21 protein-coding genes and 1 pseudogene are annotated in these 20,545 nt (G+C 69.3%); 10 read left to right on the top strand and 12 right to left on the bottom strand.

The window, feature by feature from the left end:
* Positions 1-47: 47 nt before the first annotated feature.
* Both CRP56_RS21065 and CRP56_RS21060 read right to left on the bottom strand, forming a co-directional pair.
* Entirely contained in the window at positions 48-500 is a 453-nt protein-coding gene (locus CRP56_RS21065) for a GNAT family N-acetyltransferase (protein ID WP_097266215.1), read from the bottom strand.
* A 9-nt stretch (positions 501-509) separates the two neighbouring features.
* Positions 510-968 carry a MarR family winged helix-turn-helix transcriptional regulator gene (locus tag CRP56_RS21060; protein WP_079307516.1) on the bottom strand — a complete coding sequence of 153 codons (459 nt, stop codon included), beginning with the start codon at positions 966-968 and terminating at the stop codon, positions 510-512.
* A 142-nt stretch (positions 969-1,110) separates the two neighbouring features.
* On the opposite strand from CRP56_RS21060, the gene CRP56_RS21055 reads away from it, so the two are divergent.
* Positions 1,111-2,331, top strand: a complete 1,221-nt coding sequence (locus CRP56_RS21055; RefSeq protein ID WP_097266213.1) for an MFS transporter — start codon at positions 1,111-1,113, stop codon at positions 2,329-2,331.
* 61 nt (positions 2,332-2,392) lie between these two features.
* Here CRP56_RS21055 and CRP56_RS21050 read toward each other — a convergent pair whose 3' ends face one another.
* On the bottom strand, positions 2,393-3,259 hold the full coding sequence (locus CRP56_RS21050; protein ID WP_097266211.1) for a GNAT family N-acetyltransferase: 867 nt from the start codon (positions 3,257-3,259) through the stop codon (positions 2,393-2,395).
* 220 nt (positions 3,260-3,479) lie between these two features.
* On the opposite strand from CRP56_RS21050, the gene CRP56_RS21045 reads away from it, so the two are divergent.
* Both CRP56_RS21045 and CRP56_RS21040 read left to right on the top strand, forming a co-directional pair.
* The gene (locus tag CRP56_RS21045) at positions 3,480-4,112 is read left to right on the top strand and encodes an HAD family hydrolase (protein WP_097266209.1); all 633 of its coding nucleotides are present in this window, start codon (positions 3,480-3,482) and stop codon (positions 4,110-4,112) included.
* A gap of 424 nt (positions 4,113-4,536) precedes the next feature.
* Complete coding sequence (locus tag CRP56_RS21040; protein WP_257040850.1) at positions 4,537-5,862, top strand: globin domain-containing protein; 1,326 nt, start codon at positions 4,537-4,539, stop codon at positions 5,860-5,862.
* Positions 5,863-5,877: 15 nt separating this feature from the next.
* Here the strand turns inward: CRP56_RS21040 and CRP56_RS21035 are convergent, their stop codons facing one another.
* The 5 genes from CRP56_RS21035 to CRP56_RS21015 form a co-directional block, all read right to left on the bottom strand.
* Positions 5,878-6,360, bottom strand: coding sequence for an NUDIX domain-containing protein (locus CRP56_RS21035; RefSeq protein WP_097266205.1), 483 nt, complete (start codon positions 6,358-6,360; stop codon positions 5,878-5,880).
* 88 nt (positions 6,361-6,448) lie between these two features.
* Positions 6,449-7,354, bottom strand: coding sequence for a LysR family transcriptional regulator (locus CRP56_RS21030; protein ID WP_097266203.1), 906 nt, complete (start codon positions 7,352-7,354; stop codon positions 6,449-6,451).
* Positions 7,355-7,581: 227 nt separating this feature from the next.
* Positions 7,582-8,721, bottom strand: coding sequence for a cystathionine gamma-lyase (locus CRP56_RS21025; RefSeq protein ID WP_097266200.1), 1,140 nt, complete (start codon positions 8,719-8,721; stop codon positions 7,582-7,584).
* Positions 8,718-9,209: a low molecular weight protein-tyrosine-phosphatase gene (locus CRP56_RS21020; RefSeq protein ID WP_097266198.1), complete on the bottom strand. Its 492-nt coding sequence runs from the start codon at positions 9,207-9,209 to the stop codon at positions 8,718-8,720. The genes CRP56_RS21025 and CRP56_RS21020 overlap by 4 nt, the downstream gene beginning before the upstream one ends.
* Before the next feature lie 8 nt (positions 9,210-9,217).
* Complete coding sequence (locus CRP56_RS21015) at positions 9,218-9,595, bottom strand: phage holin family protein (protein ID WP_097266196.1); 378 nt, start codon at positions 9,593-9,595, stop codon at positions 9,218-9,220.
* Between the two features lie 60 nt (positions 9,596-9,655).
* On the opposite strand from CRP56_RS21015, the gene CRP56_RS21010 reads away from it, so the two are divergent.
* From CRP56_RS21010 to CRP56_RS20995, 4 genes are all read left to right on the top strand, one after another.
* Entirely contained in the window at positions 9,656-9,973 is a 318-nt protein-coding gene (locus CRP56_RS21010; RefSeq protein WP_097266194.1) for a cupin domain-containing protein, read from the top strand.
* Positions 9,974-10,122: 149 nt separating this feature from the next.
* A complete protein-coding gene (locus CRP56_RS21005; RefSeq protein WP_097266192.1) occupies positions 10,123-10,335 on the top strand; it encodes a DUF5326 family protein in 213 nt (70 codons plus the stop codon).
* A gap of 213 nt (positions 10,336-10,548) precedes the next feature.
* Positions 10,549-11,457, top strand: coding sequence for an IclR family transcriptional regulator (locus CRP56_RS21000; RefSeq protein WP_373559657.1), 909 nt, complete (start codon positions 10,549-10,551; stop codon positions 11,455-11,457).
* 98 nt (positions 11,458-11,555) lie between these two features.
* Positions 11,556-11,993: an SsgA family sporulation/cell division regulator gene (locus CRP56_RS20995; RefSeq protein ID WP_097266188.1), complete on the top strand. Its 438-nt coding sequence runs from the start codon at positions 11,556-11,558 to the stop codon at positions 11,991-11,993.
* Positions 11,994-12,139: 146 nt separating this feature from the next.
* On the opposite strand, the gene CRP56_RS20990 is transcribed toward CRP56_RS20995, so the two are convergent.
* Positions 12,140-13,984, bottom strand: a complete 1,845-nt coding sequence (locus tag CRP56_RS20990) for a YibE/F family protein (protein ID WP_097266186.1) — start codon at positions 13,982-13,984, stop codon at positions 12,140-12,142.
* 253 nt (positions 13,985-14,237) lie between these two features.
* On the opposite strand from CRP56_RS20990, the gene thiC reads away from it, so the two are divergent.
* The 3 genes and pseudogenes from thiC to CRP56_RS20975 all read left to right on the top strand — a co-directional run.
* The gene (gene thiC / locus CRP56_RS20985) at positions 14,238-16,043 is read left to right on the top strand and encodes a phosphomethylpyrimidine synthase ThiC (RefSeq protein ID WP_097266184.1); all 1,806 of its coding nucleotides are present in this window, start codon (positions 14,238-14,240) and stop codon (positions 16,041-16,043) included.
* 131 nt (positions 16,044-16,174) lie between these two features.
* Positions 16,175-16,702 (top strand): hypothetical protein, encoded by a 528-nt coding sequence (locus CRP56_RS20980; RefSeq protein WP_097266182.1) that lies wholly within the window; start codon positions 16,175-16,177, stop codon positions 16,700-16,702.
* Between the two features lie 33 nt (positions 16,703-16,735).
* Positions 16,736-16,867 (top strand): annotated as a pseudogene (locus tag CRP56_RS20975) (thiamine biosynthesis protein ThiC); the annotation flags it as partial.
* Positions 16,868-16,988: 121 nt separating this feature from the next.
* On the opposite strand, the gene CRP56_RS20970 reads toward CRP56_RS20975, so the two are convergent.
* The 3 genes from CRP56_RS20970 to CRP56_RS20960 form a co-directional block, all read right to left on the bottom strand.
* Positions 16,989-17,855, bottom strand: coding sequence for a hypothetical protein (locus CRP56_RS20970; RefSeq protein WP_097266178.1), 867 nt, complete (start codon positions 17,853-17,855; stop codon positions 16,989-16,991).
* 193 nt (positions 17,856-18,048) lie between these two features.
* Positions 18,049-19,131 carry a metallophosphoesterase gene (locus tag CRP56_RS20965; RefSeq protein ID WP_097266176.1) on the bottom strand — a complete coding sequence of 361 codons (1,083 nt, stop codon included), beginning with the start codon at positions 19,129-19,131 and terminating at the stop codon, positions 18,049-18,051.
* A 228-nt stretch (positions 19,132-19,359) separates the two neighbouring features.
* Positions 19,360-20,472, bottom strand: a complete 1,113-nt coding sequence (locus tag CRP56_RS20960; protein WP_079083271.1) for a LacI family DNA-binding transcriptional regulator — start codon at positions 20,470-20,472, stop codon at positions 19,360-19,362.
* Between the last annotated feature and the right edge of the window lie 73 nt (positions 20,473-20,545).

The raw sequence follows: 20,545 nt of genomic DNA, 5'->3' as shown, positions 1-20,545 counted from the left end.
CGGGGGCTTGTTTCACGTGAAACAAGCCCCCGCCGCTGTATGGAACGTCAGAGCGGCAGCTTGAAGCCCACGTGCGAGGCCTCGAAGCCCAGCCGCTCGTAGAAGCGGTGGGCGTCGGTGCGGGTGGCATCAGAGGTCAGCTGCACCAACTGGCAGTTCTGGCGCCGGGATTCCTCGATCGCCCACTCGATGAGCTGGGTTCCCAGTCCGCTGCCGCGCTCATCGGCATGCACCCGGACGCCTTCGATGATCGACCTGGTGGAGCCGCGCCGGGACAGCCCGGGAATGATCGTGAGCTGAAGGGTGCCGACGACACGGCCCTCGCGGACGGCGACGACCAGGTGCTGGTTCGGATCGGCGCTGAGCCGTTCCAGCGCGGTCAGATAGGGCGTGAGGTCGTCCGGCGTCTCACGCTGCGCACCCAGCGGATCGTCGGCGAGCATGGCGACGATCGGGGCGACGTCGTCGGAGCCGGCGGCGCGTATTTCAAGATCTCCCATGCCGTCAGCCTATGCGGGCACCTTCAGCGACTCGACGACCTTCACCAGAGGTTCCAGCTCGGGGTTCTTGGCCGCTTCGTCCAGCGCCTCACGCAGGGCGGAGTCATTGGTCGGCCGCGCCTCCTCCAGCAGGGCGAGGCCTTCCGCGGTGACGTTGGTGTAGATGCCACGGCGGTCGGTGGGGCACAGGTACCGGGTCAGCAGGCCGCGGTCCTCCAGGCGGGTCACCAGTCGGGTGGTGGCGCTCTGGCTCAGCACGACCGCGTCGGCGACCTGCTTCATCTGGAGGTGGCCGCCGTCGCCGTCGTGCTGCCGGCTGAGGACGTCGAGCAGGGAGTACTCGCGCACGCTGAGGTCGTGCCGGGCCTGGAGGGCCCGCTCGATGTGGGCCTCGATCCTCCCGTGCAGCAGGGAGAGGGCGCACCAGCCCTGGGCGAGGGCGGTGAGTGCGGGGTCCGTCGCTGTCATTGGCGCTTCCTTCGTCCCGGAACGACTGAAACCAGGATAGGGCAGGCCCGCAATATCCTGCGCTTGCAATTAGCGCGCGTCTGCAAGTATTGTCAGCGAACGTAAAGCGCTTATGCAATCAACCGGGAAGGTGCAGACCTCCATGCCTCTCGCGCTCCTGGCCCTCGCGATCGGGGCCTTCGGCATCGGAACCACCGAGTTCGTGATCATGGGTTTGCTGCCCGAGGTCGCGGGTGACTTCGGTGTCTCGATCCCCACGGCCGGCTTCCTGGTGACGGGCTACGCGCTCGGCGTCATGTTCGGCGCCCCGCTCATGACGGTGCTCGGCACCAAGGTGTCCCGCAAGCGGATGCTGATGGCGCTGATGGGCCTGTTCATCGCCGGCAACCTGCTCTCCGCCCTCGCCCCCGCCTTCGGTGTCATGCTCATCGGCCGGATCGTCGCCTCGCTCGCCCACGGCGCCTTCTTCGGCATCGGGTCGGTCGTCGCCGCCGACCTGGTCGCCCCGGACAAGAAGGCCGGCGCCATCGCGATGATGTTCACCGGCCTCACCGTCGCCAACGTGGTCGGCGTGCCGCTGGGCACCCTCGTCGGACAAACCGTCGGCTGGCGGGTCACCTTCGCCATCGTGGCCGCCCTCGGCGTCCTCGGCCTGGCCGGCATCGCCAAGCTCGTCCCCGACATGCCCAGGCCCGAGGGTGTGCACCTGCGCCACGAGCTGGCCGCCTTCAAGAACGCCCAGGTCCTGCTCGCCATGGCGATGACCGTGCTCGGCTTCGGCGGCGTCTTCGCGGCGATCACCTACATCGCGCCGATGATGACCCATGTCACCGGTTTCGCCGACGGCTCCGTCACCTGGCTGCTCGTCCTCTTCGGCCTCGGCATGGTCGGCGGCAATCTCATCGGCGGCAAGTACGCGGACCGCGCCCTGATGCCCATGCTGTATGTCTCCCTGGGCGCCCTCGCGATCGTGCTCGCGCTCTTCACTGTCACCGCGCACAACAAGGTGCTCGCGGCCGTCACGATCGCGCTCATCGGCGCCCTCGGCTTCGCCACCGTCCCGCCGCTCCAGAAGCGCGTCCTGGACCAGGCGCACGGCGCCCCGACGCTCGCCTCGGCCGTGAACATCGGCGCCTTCAACCTCGGCAACGCGCTCTCCGCCTGGCTCGGCGGCCTGGTCATCAGCGCGGGCCTCGGCTACACCGCCCCCAACTGGGTGGGCGCCGCCCTCGCCGCGGGCGCCCTGGGGCTCGCCGTCCTCTCAGCGGCCCTGGAGCGCCGGGACGTCGGGTCCGGCACGTCCAGCGCGGTCGTCGCCGGAGCCGTGCCGACGACCGAACAGCGCGCAGCCGCCCACCACTGAGCCATGACGACAGCGCCGGTCCCGAACTCCTCGGGTACCGGCGCGGTCGTATGCCGGACCCTCAGCCCGCCGCCACCGTCACCGGCGCGAACCGCCGGCTCCAGTCACCCGGCAGTTCCGGGATGCCGTAGGTCATGACCGCGTTGAAGGCGACGGACTCCAGGCCGTGCGCCCGCGCCCACGCCAGCAGCTCTTCGTGCCGTACATCGATGTCGGTACGCAGCGGTCGGTCGGTGTGGGCGGCGAGGGAGGCGAGGAGAGCCTTCGCCGTCTCGGTGTCCCGGGCGACGAGCGGCCCCACCACGTGGGTGTCCATGTTGGGCCACGCGGCCGCGTAACCGATGATCCGGCCGTCCTCCTCCGCGACCCGCAGCTGGTCGGCGAAGGCGGGCAGCCGCGTGACGATGTGGGTGCGGTCGGCGCCGAACACCTCTTCGTCGAGCCGGAGAATGGCGGAGAGGTCTCCACCGGTGGCCGCCCGTGTCGCGACGGTGGGCTGGTAGCCGTCGGCCCTGAAATGCCCCCGCACCATTTCCGCCCGCCCGGTGGCCTTGAAGCCGAGTTCCTCGTAGAGGGGCCGGCCGTTGGGAGTCGCGTGCAGGGTCAGAGGGGTGGTGCCCATGGCCGCGAGCACATGGCGCATCAACCGGCGGCCGATCCCCTGGCGGGCGTGCCGTTCGGCGACCAGGACCATGCCGATGGCCCCCAGATCCGGGCGCTCCTGCGGCCCGTACTCGGTGACGACGCACGCGCTGACGAGCCCGCCCTCGGGGTCGTCGATGCCGTATCCCGTCCCGGCGGCGAGGAGGAAGCCCCACTTGTGCTCCTCACGCGGCCACCCCCGGTCCTCGGACAAGTCGGCGCAGGCGGCGAGATCGCGATGCGTCAGACGGCGGATGGGCAGAGCGGCGGGGGAAGGTGTCGACACGCAGGTCAGGCTGTCTGACGGGCACCCCTGACGTCCACCCGTTTCCAAGGAGAGGTACGAGCTTTTGGCCATGTCGTAGCCGCCTGCACAGCCCGGCGACAGCTGCCCGTTGTTTCACGTGAAACATGGGCGAATCGGAGGTAGCCGCCCCTTCGCGACGATGCACGAAAGCCGAGCGGGCAGCCTCGGGCTTCAGCCAACCCCGTTAGCCTCAGGCTCCATGGCCAGACTTCATCTCTTCGATCTCGACGGCACGTTGTTGCACGGCACCTCCGCGCCGGTCGAGATATCCCGGCAACTCGGCTTGGAAGCCGAGACGGTGGCCCTCGATCAGGCGGTTTCGGCGGGGCTCATCGAGCCGCCCGAGTATGCGGCGCGGGTGCACACCCTGTGGGCGCAGCTCACGGACGCCCATGTGACGGCCGCATTCGAGGGCGCGCCGTGGCTGGCCCGTATTCGTGAGGTCTGGGAGGAGATCCGGAGCAACGGGGACTACTGCGCCGTCGTGTCGCTTTCCCCCTCCTTCTTCGTCGAGCGGCTCATCGCCTGGGGTGCGCATGCGGCGTACGGATCACGCTTTCCGGCCGTGCCGTTCACCGAGCCCGTGGATCCGGCCGGAGTGCTCAGCGCCGCGGCCAAGGTGCTGATCGCCGATCGGCTGTGCGAGGAGTTCGGGGTCACCCGGGCCGAGTGTGTCGCTTATGGAGACTCGTCGTCGGACAAGGACCTCTTCGCTGTGGTTCCGGTCTCCGTCGCGGTCAATGCCGACCGTCATCTGACCGGTCTCGCGACCCACTCCTACGCGGGGAAGGATCTGTGGGAAGCCTATGAATTGGTGTGTCGTACCCGGTAATTGAGCGCATTCACGGTGCGCACCCCTGCCTCATTCATGGGGGACCGAGGGGGGACTTGTGTGCGCGGCGGCGACCGGTAGGGTCGACTCCGGTTCTTGTCCGACGAGGGAGCGTCCTGTGCGTACCCTCCTGCACCGGGCCGAGAGCAGGACGACGCAGCCTAACGGGACGGAGAGATCGAAGACCCGCATTTTCGGTTATGCGGCCGGAGGATCCGCGCCCGATGCGATGCTGCGGTGAGCACGCTGCGGCCAATGTCGCACTCTCGCCTTACTTGCCCGTTATAGGGCGTGAATGCGGGCGGAATAGGGCCGCCTCGGCCGTGGCCATGAACGGGGAGCAAACCGTCTGCGGGGGAAGCAGGCACATTCCGATCGGGGAAGTGCGCAGACCGACCGAAAGATGTTCGAGGCGAGGCACACCATGGACGCTCCGACCACCACATCGGCCGACAACGGCACTTCCGGCGGCGGGAGCGGCTGGTTCAGGCCGCACCAGCAGCCGGCGACGCCACCGGGCGGCGAGACGGCGTCTCCCGAACCGGCCCCTCCGGCCCTCGTGACACCGGAGACACCCCCGCCCGCCGAACAGCGCGTGCCCCCTCAGCGGACCGCCCCCGCGAGGGCCCAGGAGGCTTCCCCGGACGCGGTTCTCATCCGCAGGACCATGGCGGAGGTCGGCCCGGTGGCCGACAAGGTCACCTCGTACTTCTACGCCCTCCTCTTCGTACGCCACCCCGAGCTGCGCTCGCTCTTCCCCGCGGCGATGGACACCCAGCGGGACCGACTGCTCAAGGCGCTGCTCACCGCGGCGGAGCACATCGACAACACCCCCGTCCTCGTCGACTACCTCCAGAACCTGGGCCGCGGCCACCGCAAGTACGGCACGCGTCCCGAGCACTACCCGGCCGTCGGCGAGTGCCTCATCGGCGCCCTGAGCAAGTACGCCGAGCACATCTGGGACCCGGAGTTCGAGGCGGCCTGGGTCCGGGCGTACACGACGATCTCGCAGGTGATGATCGACGCGGCGGCCGCGGACGAACGGCGGGCGCCCGCCTGGTGGTACGCGGAGGTCGTGGCGCACGATCTGAGGACGCCGGACGTCGCCGTCGTCACTGTCCGCCCTGACCAGCCCTATCCCTTCCTCGCCGGGCAGTACACGAGCCTGGAGACGCCCTGGTGGCCGAGGATCTGGCGGCACTACTCCTTCGCCTCGGCGCCCCGCTCCGACGGCCTGCTCTCCTTCCATGTGAAGGCCGTCCCCGCGGGGTGGGTCTCCGGCGCCCTGGTGCATCGCGCCCGGCCCGGTGACGTCCTCCGTCTCGGCCCGCCGGCCGGTTCGATGACCGTGGACCACACCACCGACAACGGCCTCCTCTGCCTGGGCGGCGGCACCGGCATAGCGCCCATCAAGGCGCTGGTCGAGGACGTGGCCGAACACGGCGAGCGGCGGCCGGTCGAGGTGTTCTACGGCGCCCGCACCGACGTGGACCTGTACGACATCGACACGATGCTCCGCCTCCAGCAGTCCCACCCGTGGCTCTCCGTGCGCGCCGTCATCGACGAGCAGGCGCGCCTCCAGCTCCCCGACGCGATCCGCCGTTACGGCCCCTGGAACGAGTTCGACGCCTATGTCTCGGGCCCGCCCGGAATGATCCGCAAGGGTGTGGACGCGCTGAGGGACAGCGGCATCCCCTTCGAGCGCATCCGCCACGACTCCGTGGAGGAGCTCGTCGTCACCGGCGGCTGAGCACCCGCACCTGCCTCATCCCAAGTCCGGCGCGTGCATGGCACGTACGCCCTCGATGTTGCCGTCCAGGTAGTGCCGCAGCGACAGCGGCACCAGGTGGACGGAGGCGATCCCGACCCGGGTGAACGGCACGCGCACGATCTCGTACTCCCCGATGGGCTCGTCCACCTCGGGGCCGTGCCGCAGCGAGGTGTCCATGGACTCCAGTCGGCAGACGAAGAAATGCTGGACCTTCACGCCGGTCGCACCGCCGTCCTCACCGATGTGCTCGACGGTGTCGACGAAGCAGGGCACCACGTCGGTGATCTTGGCGCCGAGTTCCTCGTACACCTCGCGGTGCAGGGCGTCGACGACGGTCGTGTCGCTCGGCTCCACGCCCCCGCCGGGGGTGACCCAGTAGGGATCCACGCCGGGCTTGCTGCGCTTGATCAGGATGAAGTCGTCGCCGTCCAGGAGAACGGCACGTGCGGTGCGCTTGACCACGGGTCGGACGGTCATGGGTGAAATGTGGCCCGCTTGGTTCCACGTGAAACATCGCAGGCGGTCATGGATCGAGTGCACCAGGTGACCCTTGGAGAACCGCAGGTCAGCACCAGTCCTCGGCCGCCCTCAGCAGCCAGTCGTGGGCCCGTGCGACATGCGGCATCGCCAGGGTGCCGGTGCGGACCACCAGGAAGTACGTGCGCAGCGGTGGCACCGCGGGGTGGTGCAGCGCGACCACGTCCCCCCGCTCCAGGGCCTCGGCGCACAGATATCTGGGCAGCACCGCCAGCCCCGCCCCCGCCACCGCGCAGGCCAGTACCGCCCGCAGATCGGGGACGATGACCGTGCCCGGGGTGGCCGGACGGGAGTCGAAGACGGAAGCCCAGTAGCGGGAGACGAAGGGCAGCGACTCGTGCACCTCGACCACCGGAACGTCCTCCAACGCATGCACCCCCTTGCTGCGCAGCAGGCCCGAGCCGATCTGCTCCGCACGGCGCGGGGAGGCGACCAGGACGTGCACTTCGTCGCAGAGCGGAGTCGCGGTGAGCAGGGCACCGCGTGGACGGGCCGTACTGATGGCCAGATCGTGATGTCCGGCGGCCAGCCCTTCCAGCGTCTCTTCTGCGTTTCCGAAGGAGGCGCGAAGTGCGAAGCCCTGGCCGTCCTCGCCGGTCAGCTCGGTGAGCGCGGGCAGGGCGCGTTCCGCGGTGAACTCGGGTGGCCCGGCGAGGTGCAGGGTCCGTAAGGAGGACTCGTCGTCGAGGCCGGTCTCGGCGATCTCCACGAGGGCGTCCAGATGAGGCGCGGCCTTGTGAGCGAGCTCGTCGCCGATGGTCGTCGGGGTCACGCCGCGGGCCTGCCGCAGGAACAGGGGTCGGCCCAACTGCCGCTCCAAGGTGCGGATCTGCGAGGTCACGGCCGGCTGCGACAGGCCGAGCAGCGCTGCGGCGCGGGTGAAGGAGCCGGCCCGGTGCACGGTCACGAAGGTCCGCAACAAGGCCAGATCCATGCCACGCCCTCCCCATCGAGCCCTGTGCCGGCCCCCGGCCGGGCCCCAACTATAAATATGTCGATAGGTCTCTGTCGCTACTGTGATTGGACACTGACACAGAGTCAACTAGCCTTGTTCGCGCGGTTCTTCGCGCGCGGAACCGAGGACGGTCCGAGCCACGAGGGGGGAGGCTCGGACCGTCCGTTGTACGTAGCCGGACACCGACCGACGGGTACGTGTACGGCTCAGCCGGCCGACTCCCGCAGCGCCCGCCGCACATCCGCCACCAGGTCCTCGGTGTCCTCGGCACCGGCCGAGAAGCGGACGAAGCCGTCCGGCACCGCGTCACCGCCCCAGCGTCCCCGCCGCTCGGCCGTCGAGCGCACCCCGCCGAAGCTGGTCGCGTCGTCCACGAGCCGCAGCGCGTCGAGGAAACGCTCGGCACGCGCGCGCGTGGGCAGCGTGAAGGACACCACGCACCCGAAGCGGCGCATCTGCTGCGAGGCGACCTTGTGCGACGGGTCGCCAGGCAGCCCGGGATAGCGCACCCCGAGCTCCTCGGGCCAGTCGCGCAGCGCCTCGGCGACGGCCAGCGCATTGGCGCTCTGCCGCTCGACGCGCAGTTGGAGCGTGGCGATCGACCGGTGGGCGAGCCAGGCCTCCATGGGACCGGGGATCGCGCCGACGAGCTTGCGCCAGCGTCGTACGGCCGCCATCGCCTCGGCGTCGCGGCCGCTGACGTACCCCAGGAGGACGTCTCCGTGCCCCGTGAGCTGCTTGGTGCCGCTCGCCACGGAGAAGTCGGCACCGAGCTCCAGCGGGCGCTGTCCGAGCGGTGTGGCGAGCGTGTTGTCGACCGCGACGAGGGCACCACGCGCGTGCGCCGCGTCCACGAGCCGCCGGATGTCGCACACGTCGAGCCCGGGATTCGACGGCGTCTCGATCCACAGCAGCCGCGCGCCCTCCAGGACGGCCAGCTGGGCGTCCCCGCCCGTCGGCGCGGTCCGCACCTGGATGCCGTACGCCCGCAGCTGCTCATGGACCAGAGGCAGCGCCTGGTAGCCGTCGTCCGGCATCACGACGGTGTCGCCGGCGCGCAGCTGCGAGAAGAGCACCGACGAGATGGCGGCCATGCCGGAGGCGAACACGAGCGTCTCGACGTCGTCGTGCCCGGGCGCCTCCAACTCGCCGACGGCCCGTTCCAGCAGGGTCCAGGTCGGGTTCTCGTCGCGGCCGTAGGTGTACGGCCCCTCGACGTCGCCCGGCAGATGGAAGTGGGCGGCGAAGACCGGGCCGGGAAGGGTGGGCTCGTTCTTGACGGGCTCGGGCAGTCCGGCCCGCACCGCGCGCGTGCCCTCCCCGGTGGCCCCGGTCGTCTCCCTCATGCCGCCTGTCCTCCCAGATCCTCACGTACGGCGTCGAGCAGTCCCACGCTCGCCGCCTCCACCATCTCAAGGCACTCCTCGAAACCGTCCATGCCGCCGTAGTACGGGTCCGGGACGTCGAGGTCGTCGCCCGCCGACGCGCCGTACGAGCGCAGCAGACGCACCTTCGCCGCATCCTCCGGCGTCGGCGCGAGGCGCCGCAGGGCCTTGAGATGGCCGTGGTCGAGGGCGATGACGAGATCGAGGCGGGCGAACCACGACGGCTGGAACTGACGGGCCGTGTGGGCGCTGTCGTACCCGTGCTCCTCCAGGACGGAGACGGTGCGCGGGTCGGCGCCGTCGCCCTCGTGCCAGCCGCCCGTGCCGGCGCTGTCGACCTCGACCCGGTCGTCGAGCCCGGCCTCCGCGACGCGGGCGCGGAAGACGGACTCGGCCATCGGCGAGCGGCAGATGTTGCCGGTGCAGACGAAGCAGACGCGGTAAGTCATCCCCGGGCTCAGTCCCCGTCGGGGAGGATGACGTTGAGCGCCCAGGACACGATCGAGATGATCAGGCCACCGAGGACGGCGGTCCAGAAGCCGTCGACGTGGAAGCTCAGGTCGAGCTTGTCGGCCAGCCACGACGTCAGCAGCAGCATCAGCGCGTTGACGACCAGGGTGAACAGACCGAGCGTGAGGATGAGCAGCGGGAGGCTGAGCAGCTTCACGATCGGCTTGACCAGGAAGTTCACCACGCCGAAGATCAGCGCGACCAGGATCAGGGTGCCGATCTTCTTGCCCGTGCTGTCACCGGTCAGAGTGATCTTGTCGAGCAGCCATACGGCGACCGCCAGGGCACCCGCGTTGGCGATCGTCTTGACTACGAAATTCTTCATGTGTCTGATCGTGGCAGAAGAGATCGGTTACCAGCAGTGTGACGAGGGCGGACAACGGCGATGAAGGCATTCCGGCTGGACGAACTGGAGGCGGAGCGCGCCGCCAACGACGGCGCCTACCTGCAGTTTCTGCGGGAACGGAACATGTCCGTCGGCCTGTACGCGCTCGACGCCGGTGAGCATGATCCACAGAAGCCGCACAACCAGGACGAGGTCTACTTCGTTGTGAGCGGACGTGCCGCGATCACGGTGGGTCTGGAGACGACCCAGGTGGCCCGGGGCAGCGTCGTGTACGTGCCCGCCGGTGTCGCCCACAAGTTCCACCACATCAGCGAGGATCTGCGGGTTCTGGTGGTCTTCTCTCCCCCGGAGAGCTGAGGCCCCGTCTCGGGGTTCCCTAGGGGATCGATCAGGGGACGACGAGGGGTGCGAGGCCCCCGTTCGGGCCCCCGCCCGCCCTAGCATCGAAGCAGGACATCGGAAGGATCCGGCGACAAGAGATGCCGGGGACGAGAGAGGTTGGGGCGATGCGTGAGATCTTCGCGGGACTGCCGTGGTGGGTGAAGTGGATCGCGGTGCCCGTCATCGCCCTGGTCGTGTTCGGCGGGCTGATAGCCAGCGTCCTGCACTTCGTCGTCTGGCTGCTGTTCAAGGCACTCGTCTTCGTGGCCCTGGTCGGCGGGCTCATCTACGTCGTACGGAAGTTCACGACGAGCTCCTCGTCGCGCAGCGACTGGTGAGGTGGGCAAGGGGCGGTGGCGACGGGCATCGGTGATCGGTAACAGGAATCACCGGTTCCCTCGCGCGAGGGAAGTTTCCGGCACAGACCGTCTGTGAGCGGTGGCGGGCGGTTAAAGTCCGGAATTCGACGCGGGGACGATCCCCCGCGAGCGGCGCACACCCCCTCCCGTGTCCCCCGCACGGGCAGCCCCCTCGCGCTTCGGGAGTGACCCTTGGCCACGGTTGACACCGCACCGGCAGAACTCCACGTACCAGTACAGGCCGCGCCTCCACCACGACCGGCAACCCCCGTAGGGCGGCACCCGGCGACGCCTGCCGAACGGTCGCAGCGCCCGGAGCGGCCGGACCATGCCGACCACCAGGACCAGACCCCCTCCACGACCCTCATCGGCTCCGTCCAGCGCGCGATGCGCCTGCTGGAGTCCGTCGCCGGGCATGAACACGGCGCCCCCGCCAAGCAATTGGCCCGGGAGACCGGCCTGGCCCTGCCGACCGCCTATCACCTGCTGCGGACCCTCGTGCACGAGGGCTATCTGCGCCGGGACAAGGGTCTGTTCTTCCTCGGCGAGGCGGCCGAGCGGCTCAGCAGCAGCGGAGCCAAGCAGAAACGTCGCAGCACGGTCGTCGAGGCGCTGGCCCACTGGCGGGATGTGATCGGCGTACCCGTGTACTACGCGATGTACCGCGAGGGCGAGATCGAGGTCATGTGCGTCTCCGACACCCCGGGCAACCCCGCGGTGGAGGAGTGGGCCGACTTCCGCGAGACGGGGCATGCGCACGCCATCGGCCAGTGTCTGCTGTCCCAACTGGACGAGAGCGCCCGCCGCGACCACCTCGAGCGCTATCCGGTGCAGGCGATCACCCCGTACACCGTGCACGACAACCACACCCTGCTCCGGCGCCTGGAGCGGGTGGGGCGGATGGAACCGGTCTTCGAACACCAGGAGTACGCGCTCGGCACGGTGTGCGCGGCGATCCCGATCACGATCGGACCGACCGCCGCGACCATGGCCATTTCTCTCCCCTCCCATCAGGCGGATCGTCTGATGGATGCCACACGGCAGCTACAGAGCGAGATCGGACAGCTTCTGGGGTCGCTCGCGATCTCTATCAGTATCTGAAAACTCACTCCTTGTGATCTCTCGTATACGTTCAGCAAGATTCTTCAGAGTCAGAGGGATCATTCCCGGCCAGTCGACGGCAGATGACGGGGTAGGCGATGGACGAGTGCGTACAGGCAGAGGTCATGATGAGCTTTCTCGTGTCCGAGGAGCTCTCGTTCCGTATCCCGGTGGAGCTGCGCTACGAGACCTGTGATCCCTACGCGGTGCGACTGACCTTCCACCTGCCCGGGGACGCCCCCGTGACCTGGGCTTTCGGGCGTGAGTTGCTGATCGACGGCGTGGGGCGGCCGAGCGGCGACGGTGATGTGCGCATCGCGCCGGCGGAGCACGAGACGCTCGGTGAGGTGCTGATCCGGCTTCAGGTCGGCGCCGACCAGGCGCTGTTCCGTTCGTCGACGGCGCCGCTGATCGCCTTCCTCGACCGCACCGACAAGCTGGTGCCGCTGGGACAGGAAGGGGCGCTCGCGGACTTCGACGCCCATCTCGACGAGGCGCTGGACCGCATTCTGGCGGAGGAGCAGAGCGCGGGCTGAAGCGTTACACCGGTAGGGAGGCGGAACGCTTCAGCGCCGGTGTGGAGGAGTGCAGGAACGCTTTTTCTGGGGGAGGGGCGGCGTTCTGGGCGTCATTCTGGATGTTCTGGCCGACTGGGGCGTGGCCGGTTCCGGCCGGCCCGGCCTCAGTGCTTGCGGCGACGCCCGCGGCCACCTCGTGCGGCGGCAGGCTGCGGAGTCTGGGCGCCCTGTGAGCCGTACGCCCCAGCCTGTGTGTGTGCTTGCGTGCCCGCCGGAGTCGGCTCGCCGCCCGCCGGGATCGTGCCGGAGCCAGCCCGGTCGGCCGACACCACCAGCGCGGCGAGGACCGTCGTGACCGGTACCGACGCCACCAGGCCGATCGAACCGACCAGCGTCCGCACGATCTCCTCCGCGACCAACTCGCTGTTGGCGACCGTCCCCACGCTGCTCTGCGCGATCGAGAAGAGCAGCAACAGGGGCAACGCAGCGCCCGCATAGGCGAGGACGAGCGTGTTGACGACCGAGGCGATGTGGTCGCGGCCGATGCGGATGCCCGCGCGGTACAGGCCGCGCCAGCCCATCGAGGGGTTGGCCTCGTGCAGTTCCCAGACCGCCGAGGTCTGCGTCACCGTCACGTCGTCGAGGACACCGAGCGAGCCGATGATGACGCCGGCGAGCAGCAGACCGCTCATGTCGATCGACGGAAACAGGCCGTGGATCAGACCGGTGTTGTCGTCGGTGTTGCCGGTGAGCGCCGCCCAGCCGATGAACAGCGAGCCGAGGATGCCGATCAGAAGCAGCGAGATCAGCGTGCCGAGCACCGCGACGGAGGTTCTCGCCGACAGCCCGTGACACAGATACAGCGCGATCAGCATGATGGCGCTCGCCCCGATCACGGCCACGACCAGCGGGTTCGAGCCCTGGAGGATCGCGGGCAGGATGAAGAAGTTCAGGATCATGAAGCTGATCGCCAGCGCGACCAGCGCCATGACACCGCGCAACCGCCCCACGACCACGACGGCCAGGGCGAAGATGCCGGCGAGCAGGGCCATGGGGAACCGGCGGTTCACGTCGGTGACCGAGTACTGCAGGTCCTTCGGGGCGGAGGGCTCGTAGGCGACCACGACCTTCTGGCCCTCGTGCAGCTGCCGCGACTGGTCCGGCTGCACGATCTCCGTGAAGGTACGGCCCTTGTCCTTGCCGGTGTCGACGCGGATGGTGGCCTTTTTGCAGGTGCCGCCGGCTTCTTGCTGGGCGGAGGAGCCCTCGGCGGTGGAGGTGTCGCCGGTGGGTGCCTCGCCCGAGGCGTTGACGGACTTGCAGCTCACCTCGTCGACCTTGGTGACGGTGGCCTGCTGGGTCTGCCGGTCGAAGCCGACGCCGGTGCGCTCGTGCGCGGGAGCGCCGCCGGGCCACAGCACCACGAGGCCCACCAGAACGGCGGCGCCGAACGGGATGAGGATCGCCGCGATGACCTTGCGCAGGTGCTTGGAGACGGGGGCTGCGGGGCCGTGGCTGTGACTGTGGCCGTGCGAGTGACCGTGCCCACCGCCACCTCCTGTGCCGCCGCCGCTGCCTTCTCTCGGGAAGGTGCCGTGCCCGCCACCGGTGTCGTGGGCGTGCTCATGGCTGTGACCGGGGGTGCCAGAGGCGCCGGCAGAGTTGTGGCCGACGTCGTGACCGTGGTGGTGACCGCCACCGCTTGTCGGCCCGCGTTCGACCCGGCCGCCGGGTCGGGGGCCGTGCTCGGATCCTCTGCTGGGACCGGGACCGGGCCGGGGCTCGTGCTCGGATCCTCTGCCGGGACCGGAACCGGGTCCCTTCCAGTCGCCGGACCCAGGCCCGTTCCAGCCGCCCGCCCCAGGCCCCTGCCGTTCATCCGACCTAGGCCCGTTCCAACCGCCCGCCGCAGACCCGTTCCAGTCATCCGGCCCGGGCTGAGCGCCGCCTCTGCGGCCGGGGCCACGGGGTGGCTCGGGCGGGTACGGGGGCTGCGGTGTCGTGGTCACCGACCGATCATCGCAAGAACGGCAGGGGCCCTCTGTTCACCGCGCCCGAATTGACGCTAGCGTGGAGCCACCTTTGTACACGCGGGAGCTCGGAGCACCGGGCTGAGAGGGCGCTGACCTCCGTCCCAGCGATGTTTCACGTGGAACGTCGTCACCAGTGAGTGACGTTCCCCACGAAACATCGGCAGACGGAAACCGCTGCGTCGACCGCCGAACCTGTTACCGGGTAATGCCGGCGTAGGGAGTAGGTCTCATGACCATCAAGGACGCACGCACGCCTGCCTCCAGCCAGGACGAACAGCCCATCCAGGGCGAGAAGTCCACGGAGAGCGGGAAGTCCATCGGCTGGCACAAGGGGTACGTCGAGGGCTCGCGCCCCGACCTTCGCGTGCCGGTCCGTCAGGTGCACCTCACCAACGGGCAGTCGGTCACGCTGTACGACACATCCGGCCCGTACACCGATCCCCTGGTCGATACGGATGTCCGCCGGGGCCTGGCCCCGCTGCGGGAGAACTGGATCATCGCCCGCGGCGACACCGAGGAGTACGCGGGTCGTCCCGTCCGTCCCGAGGACGACGGCATCAAGCACACCTCGCCGCGGGGCGGCAACCTGCGCAATCTCGACGCGGTCTTCCCCGGGCGGCCCCGGCTGCCGCGCCGGAGCCGTGACGGCGGGGCGGTGACGCAGCTGGCGTATGCGCGCCGCGGCGAGATCACGCCCGAGATGGAGTACGTGGCCATCCGGGAGAACGTGGCGCCCGAGGTCGTCCGGGACGAGATCGCGGCGGGGCGCGCGGTGCTCCCGGCCAACGTCAACCACCCGGAGATCGAGCCGATGATCATCGGCAAGCGGTTCCTGGTGAAGGTCAACGCCAACATCGGCAACTCCGCGGTCACCTCCTCCATCGAGGAGGAGGTCGAGAAGATGACCTGGGCGACCCGTTGGGGCGCCGACACGGTCATGGACCTGTCCACCGGCCGCAACATCCACACCACCCGCGAGTGGGTGCTGCGCAACTCCCCCGTCCCCATCGGCACGGTGCCGCTCTATCAGGCGCTGGAGAAGGTCGACGGCAAGGCCGAGGAGCTGACCTGGGAGATCTACAAGGACACGGTCATCGAGCAGGCCGAGCAGGGCGTGGACTACATGACAGTCCACGCGGGCGTCCGCCTGCCGTACGTCCCGCTGACCGCGAACCGTAAGACGGGCATCGTCTCGCGCGGCGGCTCGATCATGGCGGCGTGGTGCCTGGCGCACCACAAGGAGAGCTTCCTCTACGAGAACTTCGAGGAACTCTGCGAGATCCTCGCCGCCTACGACGTCACGTACTCGCTCGGCGACGGCCTGCGGCCCGGCTCGATCGCGGACGCCAACGACGAGGCACAGTTCGCGGAGTTGAGGACGCTCGGGGAACTCAACACGATCGCCAAGCGTTTCAACGTTCAGACCATGATCGAGGGCCCGGGGCATGTCCCGATGCACAAGATCAAGGAGAACATCGACCTTCAGCAGGAGATCTGCGAGGAGGCTCCGTTCTACACGCTCGGCCCGCTGACCACGGACGTCGCCCCGGGGTACGACCACATCACGTCGGGCATAGGCGCCGCGATGATCGCGTGGTGGGGCACGGCGATGCTCTGCTACGTCACGCCCAAGGAGCACTTGGGCCTGCCCAACCGTGACGACGTGAAGACCGGCGTCATCACCTACAAGATCGCGGCCCATGCGGCGGACCTCGCCAAGGGACACCCTGGCGCACAGGAGTGGGACGACGCCCTGTCGGACGCCCGCTTCGAGTTCCGCTGGGAGGACCAGTTCAACCTGGCCCTCGACCCCGACACGGCCCGCGAGTTCCACGACGAGACCCTCCCGGCGGAGCCGGCCAAGACGGCCCACTTCTGCTCGATGTGCGGTCCGAAGTTCTGCTCCATGAAGATCTCCCAGGACATCCGCCGCCAACACGGCGGCAGCCAGGGGGAGATCGAAGAAGGGATGGCGCAGAAGTCGAAGGAGTTCGCGGCGGCGGGGAACCGGGTGTATCTGCCGATCGCGGACTGACCGACGCAATTACAGGCGCCGTCCCGGAGAATCCGGCCTTCACGGGGCGGCGCTTGGTTGAGCAGCTCGATCAAGCGGCCACCGTAGGCTGCCTGCTTGACGGTGTCGGTACGAACAGGTGAGCTGCGGGCATGGGCATATGGGATGTGAAGCCTGACGGCGAACGGTTGCGATGGGAGCTGGAACCGTTCGTGGGCATCGGACCTTTGAGGTTCGGGATGAATCCCACCGAAGTGGCCGCTGTCCTTGGCCAGGGCACGGCGGACTACTCCACCAGCATTCCGTGGGGTGACACCGTGACTCGTCAGGAGAGCTTCAGAGACGTGGGCCTGACGGTCTACTACGCGGACGAGATGCGATTGGCCGGCGCATCGGTGGACGCGCGCCTTGGGCCTCAGGTGCTGTCCGACGGTACGGCTCTGGTGGGGCGTGTGCCCTCGAAGATGGAGCAGTGGCTCATCGATCGTGCCGAGACGAGAGAGCCCTACTCCGAACTCTTCTACATGCCGGGGGCCGATCCCGGCTCACTGACGCTCGGCCTCGTGATGTGTGTCCAGAGAGTCGGAGATGTCGTCCTTACCCGGCCGGTCTTCCTCGCGTCTGAATGGATCGACGACGTCTATCACCGTCTCCCGACCTCGGAGTGGGCGACGTTCTGAACCGATCGCCGGGACTCCTGGTTGCCGTTGTCGTCCATGAAGATCTCCCAGGACATCCGCCGCCAACACGGCAGCAGCCAGGGGGAGATCGAAGAAGGGATGGCGCAGAAGTCGAAGGAGTTCGCGGCGGCGGGGAACCGGGTGTATCTGCCGATCGCGGACTGAGCACCGGGCGACGGGCGACAGGCGGCGGGGACAGGTGGAACCCCTGTCCATGCCGCCGGCCGGGCATCCGGCTTGCGCTCCCCGAAGGCGGACGGCCGCGGCGAGGGGCGCAAGCCGGGGGTTACTCCGGCTGGTGTTCGGGGCCGCCGAAGTCCGGGCTGGTGTAGTCCGGGCTGGTGAAGCTGGGGCGGGAGCCCGTGGTGCCGTCGTCCGGGCTGCTGAAGCCCGGACGGCCGTAGCCGAGGTGGGGCATGCGGCTGGGCGTCTGCGGTGGCGTGCGGTGCAGGGCGGCCGCGGTGCCGGGGTCGGCCAGGGCGTCCCGCAGGAAGGGCAGGACGCCCCGCTCCAGCAGGGCGTCGTGCCAGGCTTCCCTGGCGCGGGCGACCTCCCCGGTCAGCTCGGCGTACGGCCCGGTGTCGACGAGCGAGGGGCGGTTGCGCAGAGCGGTGAGCAGCAGCCCCACCGCGGCGACCAGGATCGCCACCGCGGTCATCGCACCGAAGACCCAGCCCGTGGTCAGCATCGTCTTGGCGAACGCCTGTTTGGGATCGAGCATCTTCAGGATGTAGCCGACCAGCAGGAATATCGCCGCGGCGGTTCCGGCGAGGACGGGAGCCAGCACCGCGACGACGGCGACGGCGCCCGCGCCGGCGGTCTCGGCGACCTCTCCCATGGTGGCGGCGAGCCCCGCCGCGCTCGAACCGGACTCCGCGGAGCCGGTCTCGCGCACGGACGTCGGGGTGGACGGCGCCGGCTGGCGCAGTTCCTCGCGGACCTTCACGTAGTGCTGGTACTCGGTCGCCGCGGCCGCCGTGATGATCGCGGTGGCGTTCAGCGCCATGGTGCGCAGCTGTTCGGGATTGAGCCGCTGTCCCACAGCGGCCAGTTCCGGGCGGTGTGGGGCGGAGCGCAGCGCCTCATCGAGGATCCGCTCGTATTCCTGGCGGTCCTCGCTCAGCAGGTGCTGCGGAACGCTGTTCATGTGCATCCCCCGATGCTCCGTAGGGCTTGGGGCTCGCATGACTGTGAGCCGTCGGGCAGAAACGGAGGGGAGCCTGCTACGGATAAGCCGATGGTAGAGCGGTCACCGCACAGGGTGACAGGGGGTTTCCAGAAATTGGCCCCTGGCCTGCGCCGTCTCCGATCGGTTCGGCATGGGGGATCGTCTGCCCGGTGAATCTTCAGATATCCAGCGGAAGTTGCTGGACCAGCAGCTTTCCGGCCATGGTCACGCCGCCGTCCATCGCGATGGCCAGCCCGTCGGCGTAGACGTGCGGTCCCTCGACCACGGGGCCCCTCTCGTCCTCGCCGTCCTCGGAGCCGACTTCGCCCAGGAGGTAGGGAATCGGGCTGTGCCCGTGAACGATCCGGGTGCCGCCGTACGTATCGAGCAGGGAGCGCACATGGTCGGCGCCGCCCTCGTCGCGGAAGGAGAAGCGCTTGGTGAACTTGCGGAACAGGTCCCAGACCTCGTCCGCGTCGTTGCGCGTGAGGGTCTCGCGGACCGTGTCGTTGACCGCCTCGATCGAGTCGCCGTAGTCGAGGTAGGCGGTGGTGTCCGAGTGGACGAGCAGATGACCGTCGACGGCCTCCATGGCGTCGAGGCGGGCCATCCACTGCAGGTGGTGGTCCTGGAGGCGGTCCATGTCGGTCTTCTGCCCGCCGTTGAGCAGCCAGGCCGCCTGGAAGGTGGCGGTGCCCGCGCCGGAGTTGACGGGGGTGTCGCCGAACCGCTTCGCGCCGAGCAGCAGCAGCTCGTGGTTGCCCATGAGGGCCTTGCAGTAGCCGCCGGCCGCGGCGGCCTCGGCGGACAGCCGCATCACGAGGTCGATGACGCCGATGCCGTCCGGGCCGCGGTCGGTGAAGTCGCCGAGGAACCACAGCCGGGCGGTGCCGGCGCACCAGTTGCCCGCGGAGTCGATGAGGCCCTTCTCCTGGAGGGCCGCCACCAGCTCGTCGAGATAGCCGTGCACATCTCCTACGACGAACAGGGCGCCCGGCCCGTCCACGGGCTGCGGGACCACGGCCGGGTCGACGGTCACCTGGAGCGTGTCACCGCGGTTGACGACCGGAAGGTTCCGCTCCGTGGGGGTGTACCCCTCCGGGTAGGCCTCGGGGTACGCCTCCTCGTGGGGCGGCGCGACGTCGCCGGGGTGCGTGCTGTGGCCGTAGGGACCGGTCTCGTGGACGTACGCGGGCACCCGGAAGTCGCGCAACGTCGCCGTCCGCTCCGCCTCGGGTCCCTGACCGGCCCCCTGAGTCATCAGACCCCTCCACCATCGCGCCGCATCTGCACCGCTTCGGACTGCCTGGTCGCAGCGGCCCGCGGTGTCGTGGGCCCATCATAGGAATGCGGATCGCGCCATGTGATGACCCAGGGGTGGTGAATCGGCGCAAGAGTCCAGTTCACCGCGGCTTTCGCCCCGATTGGGCCGGGCTTCGGCCTCCTGCTGACGCCCCGGTGACGGCCGTACGACGTTGACGTCCGCGCTCTACTTCTCCTCCGGTGACCGGGGCGGGCTGACGGTCGTCCGCGGCGGGCGGCGCTGGGACGAGGTGCGCACGATCAGTTCGGTCGGTATCACCTGCTCGACCGGCTGGTCCGATTCGACGCCCTCGATGGCGTCGATGAGGAGCTGGACGACCGCCGTGCCGATGCGCCGGGGCTTCAGCGAGAGCGTGGTGATGGGCGGCTCGGTGCTGGCGTACACGGTGGATTCGCTGCAGCAGACCAGAAGCAGGTCCTCCGGTACGCGCAGTCCGTAGCGGCGTGCGGCGGCCAGCAGGTCGGTGCCGTTGGGGTCGAACAGCCCGTAGACGGCGTCGGGCCGGTCGGGCCGGGCCAGCAGCCGGTCGGCGGCTACGGCGCCGGCGCACGGGTCGTGCGCCGGATAGGCCTCGTACACCGGGTCCTGGCCGACGCGTTCGCACCAGCGCAGGTACGCCGTCGTCGACAGATGGGTGTACGTGTCCGTCGACGTCCCCGTCAGTAGCCCGATGCGGCGGGCGCCGGCGTCGGCCAGGTGGTCGAGGATGCCGAGCACGGCGGCCTCGTGGTCGTTGTCGACCCACGCGGTCACCGGCAGCTCGCCGGCCGGGCGGCCGTCGGAGACCACCGGCAGTCCTTGCCGGACCAGTTCGCTGACGACCGGGTCCTGGTCGGACGGATCGATGACGACCGTGCCGTCCAGGGCGACGTTCGACCACACGTCGTGGCGCGAGGTGGCCGGGAGGATGACGAGGGCGTAGCCGCGGGCGAGCGCGGCCGAGGTGGCGGCCCGGGCCATCTCGGCGAAGTACGCGAACTCGGTGAAGGTGAAAGGTTCATCCCCGTACGTCGTCACGGTCAGGCCGATGAGTCCCGACTTGCCGGTACGGAGGGTTCGGGCCGCTGCCGAGGGGCGATACCCCAGTCGGTCGGCGACTTCTCGGACATGGCGTCGGGTGGCGTCCGGGAGCCGGCCCTTGCCGTTGAGGGCATCGGAGACGGTCGTGATGGAGACTCCGGCGGCGGCGGCCACATCTCTGATGCCCGCCCGGCCCGGCCGGCTGCCTCGACGTGAGGTTTCCGCGCGGCTCACCTGGTGCTTCCCTGCTGCTGTCATGGCGAGCCGATAGTAGGGCTCATGCGGTGGGGTAGTGCGGACGCATATGCACGCGTTGACAGGCACGTTTCTG

The organism is Streptomyces sp. TLI_55, from assembly GCF_900206255.1.
GTDB lineage: Bacteria > Actinomycetota > Actinomycetes > Streptomycetales > Streptomycetaceae > Streptomyces > Streptomyces aquilus.
This window is presented reverse-complemented; position numbering and strand designations above follow the sequence as displayed.

Excerpts from the sequence above, each read along its gene's own strand:
- thiC (WP_097266184.1), top strand. The coding sequence starts at position 14,238 with ATGACCATCAAGGACGCACGCACGCCTGCCTCCAGCCAGGACGAACAG.
- CRP56_RS21005 (WP_097266192.1), top strand. The coding sequence starts at position 10,123 with ATGCGTGAGATCTTCGCGGGACTGCCGTGGTGGGTGAAGTGGATCGCG.
- CRP56_RS21020 (WP_097266198.1), bottom strand. The coding sequence starts at position 9,209 with ATGACTTACCGCGTCTGCTTCGTCTGCACCGGCAACATCTGCCGCTCG.
- CRP56_RS20960 (WP_079083271.1), bottom strand. The coding sequence starts at position 20,472 with ATGACAGCAGCAGGGAAGCACCAGGTGAGCCGCGCGGAAACCTCACGT.
- CRP56_RS21035 (WP_097266205.1), bottom strand. The coding sequence starts at position 6,360 with ATGACCGTCCGACCCGTGGTCAAGCGCACCGCACGTGCCGTTCTCCTG.
- CRP56_RS21010 (WP_097266194.1), top strand. The coding sequence starts at position 9,656 with ATGAAGGCATTCCGGCTGGACGAACTGGAGGCGGAGCGCGCCGCCAAC.
- CRP56_RS21060 (WP_079307516.1), bottom strand. The coding sequence starts at position 968 with ATGACAGCGACGGACCCCGCACTCACCGCCCTCGCCCAGGGCTGGTGC.
- CRP56_RS20980 (WP_097266182.1), top strand. The coding sequence starts at position 16,175 with ATGGGCATATGGGATGTGAAGCCTGACGGCGAACGGTTGCGATGGGAG.
- CRP56_RS21065 (WP_097266215.1), bottom strand. The coding sequence starts at position 500 with ATGGGAGATCTTGAAATACGCGCCGCCGGCTCCGACGACGTCGCCCCG.
- CRP56_RS20970 (WP_097266178.1), bottom strand. The coding sequence starts at position 17,855 with ATGCACATGAACAGCGTTCCGCAGCACCTGCTGAGCGAGGACCGCCAG.
- CRP56_RS20995 (WP_097266188.1), top strand. The coding sequence starts at position 11,556 with ATGGACGAGTGCGTACAGGCAGAGGTCATGATGAGCTTTCTCGTGTCC.
- CRP56_RS21015 (WP_097266196.1), bottom strand. The coding sequence starts at position 9,595 with ATGAAGAATTTCGTAGTCAAGACGATCGCCAACGCGGGTGCCCTGGCG.
- CRP56_RS21030 (WP_097266203.1), bottom strand. The coding sequence starts at position 7,354 with ATGGATCTGGCCTTGTTGCGGACCTTCGTGACCGTGCACCGGGCCGGC.
- CRP56_RS21040 (WP_257040850.1), top strand. The coding sequence starts at position 4,537 with ATGGACGCTCCGACCACCACATCGGCCGACAACGGCACTTCCGGCGGC.
- CRP56_RS20965 (WP_097266176.1), bottom strand. The coding sequence starts at position 19,131 with ATGACTCAGGGGGCCGGTCAGGGACCCGAGGCGGAGCGGACGGCGACG.
- CRP56_RS21055 (WP_097266213.1), top strand. The coding sequence starts at position 1,111 with ATGCCTCTCGCGCTCCTGGCCCTCGCGATCGGGGCCTTCGGCATCGGA.
- CRP56_RS21045 (WP_097266209.1), top strand. The coding sequence starts at position 3,480 with ATGGCCAGACTTCATCTCTTCGATCTCGACGGCACGTTGTTGCACGGC.
- CRP56_RS21025 (WP_097266200.1), bottom strand. The coding sequence starts at position 8,721 with ATGAGGGAGACGACCGGGGCCACCGGGGAGGGCACGCGCGCGGTGCGG.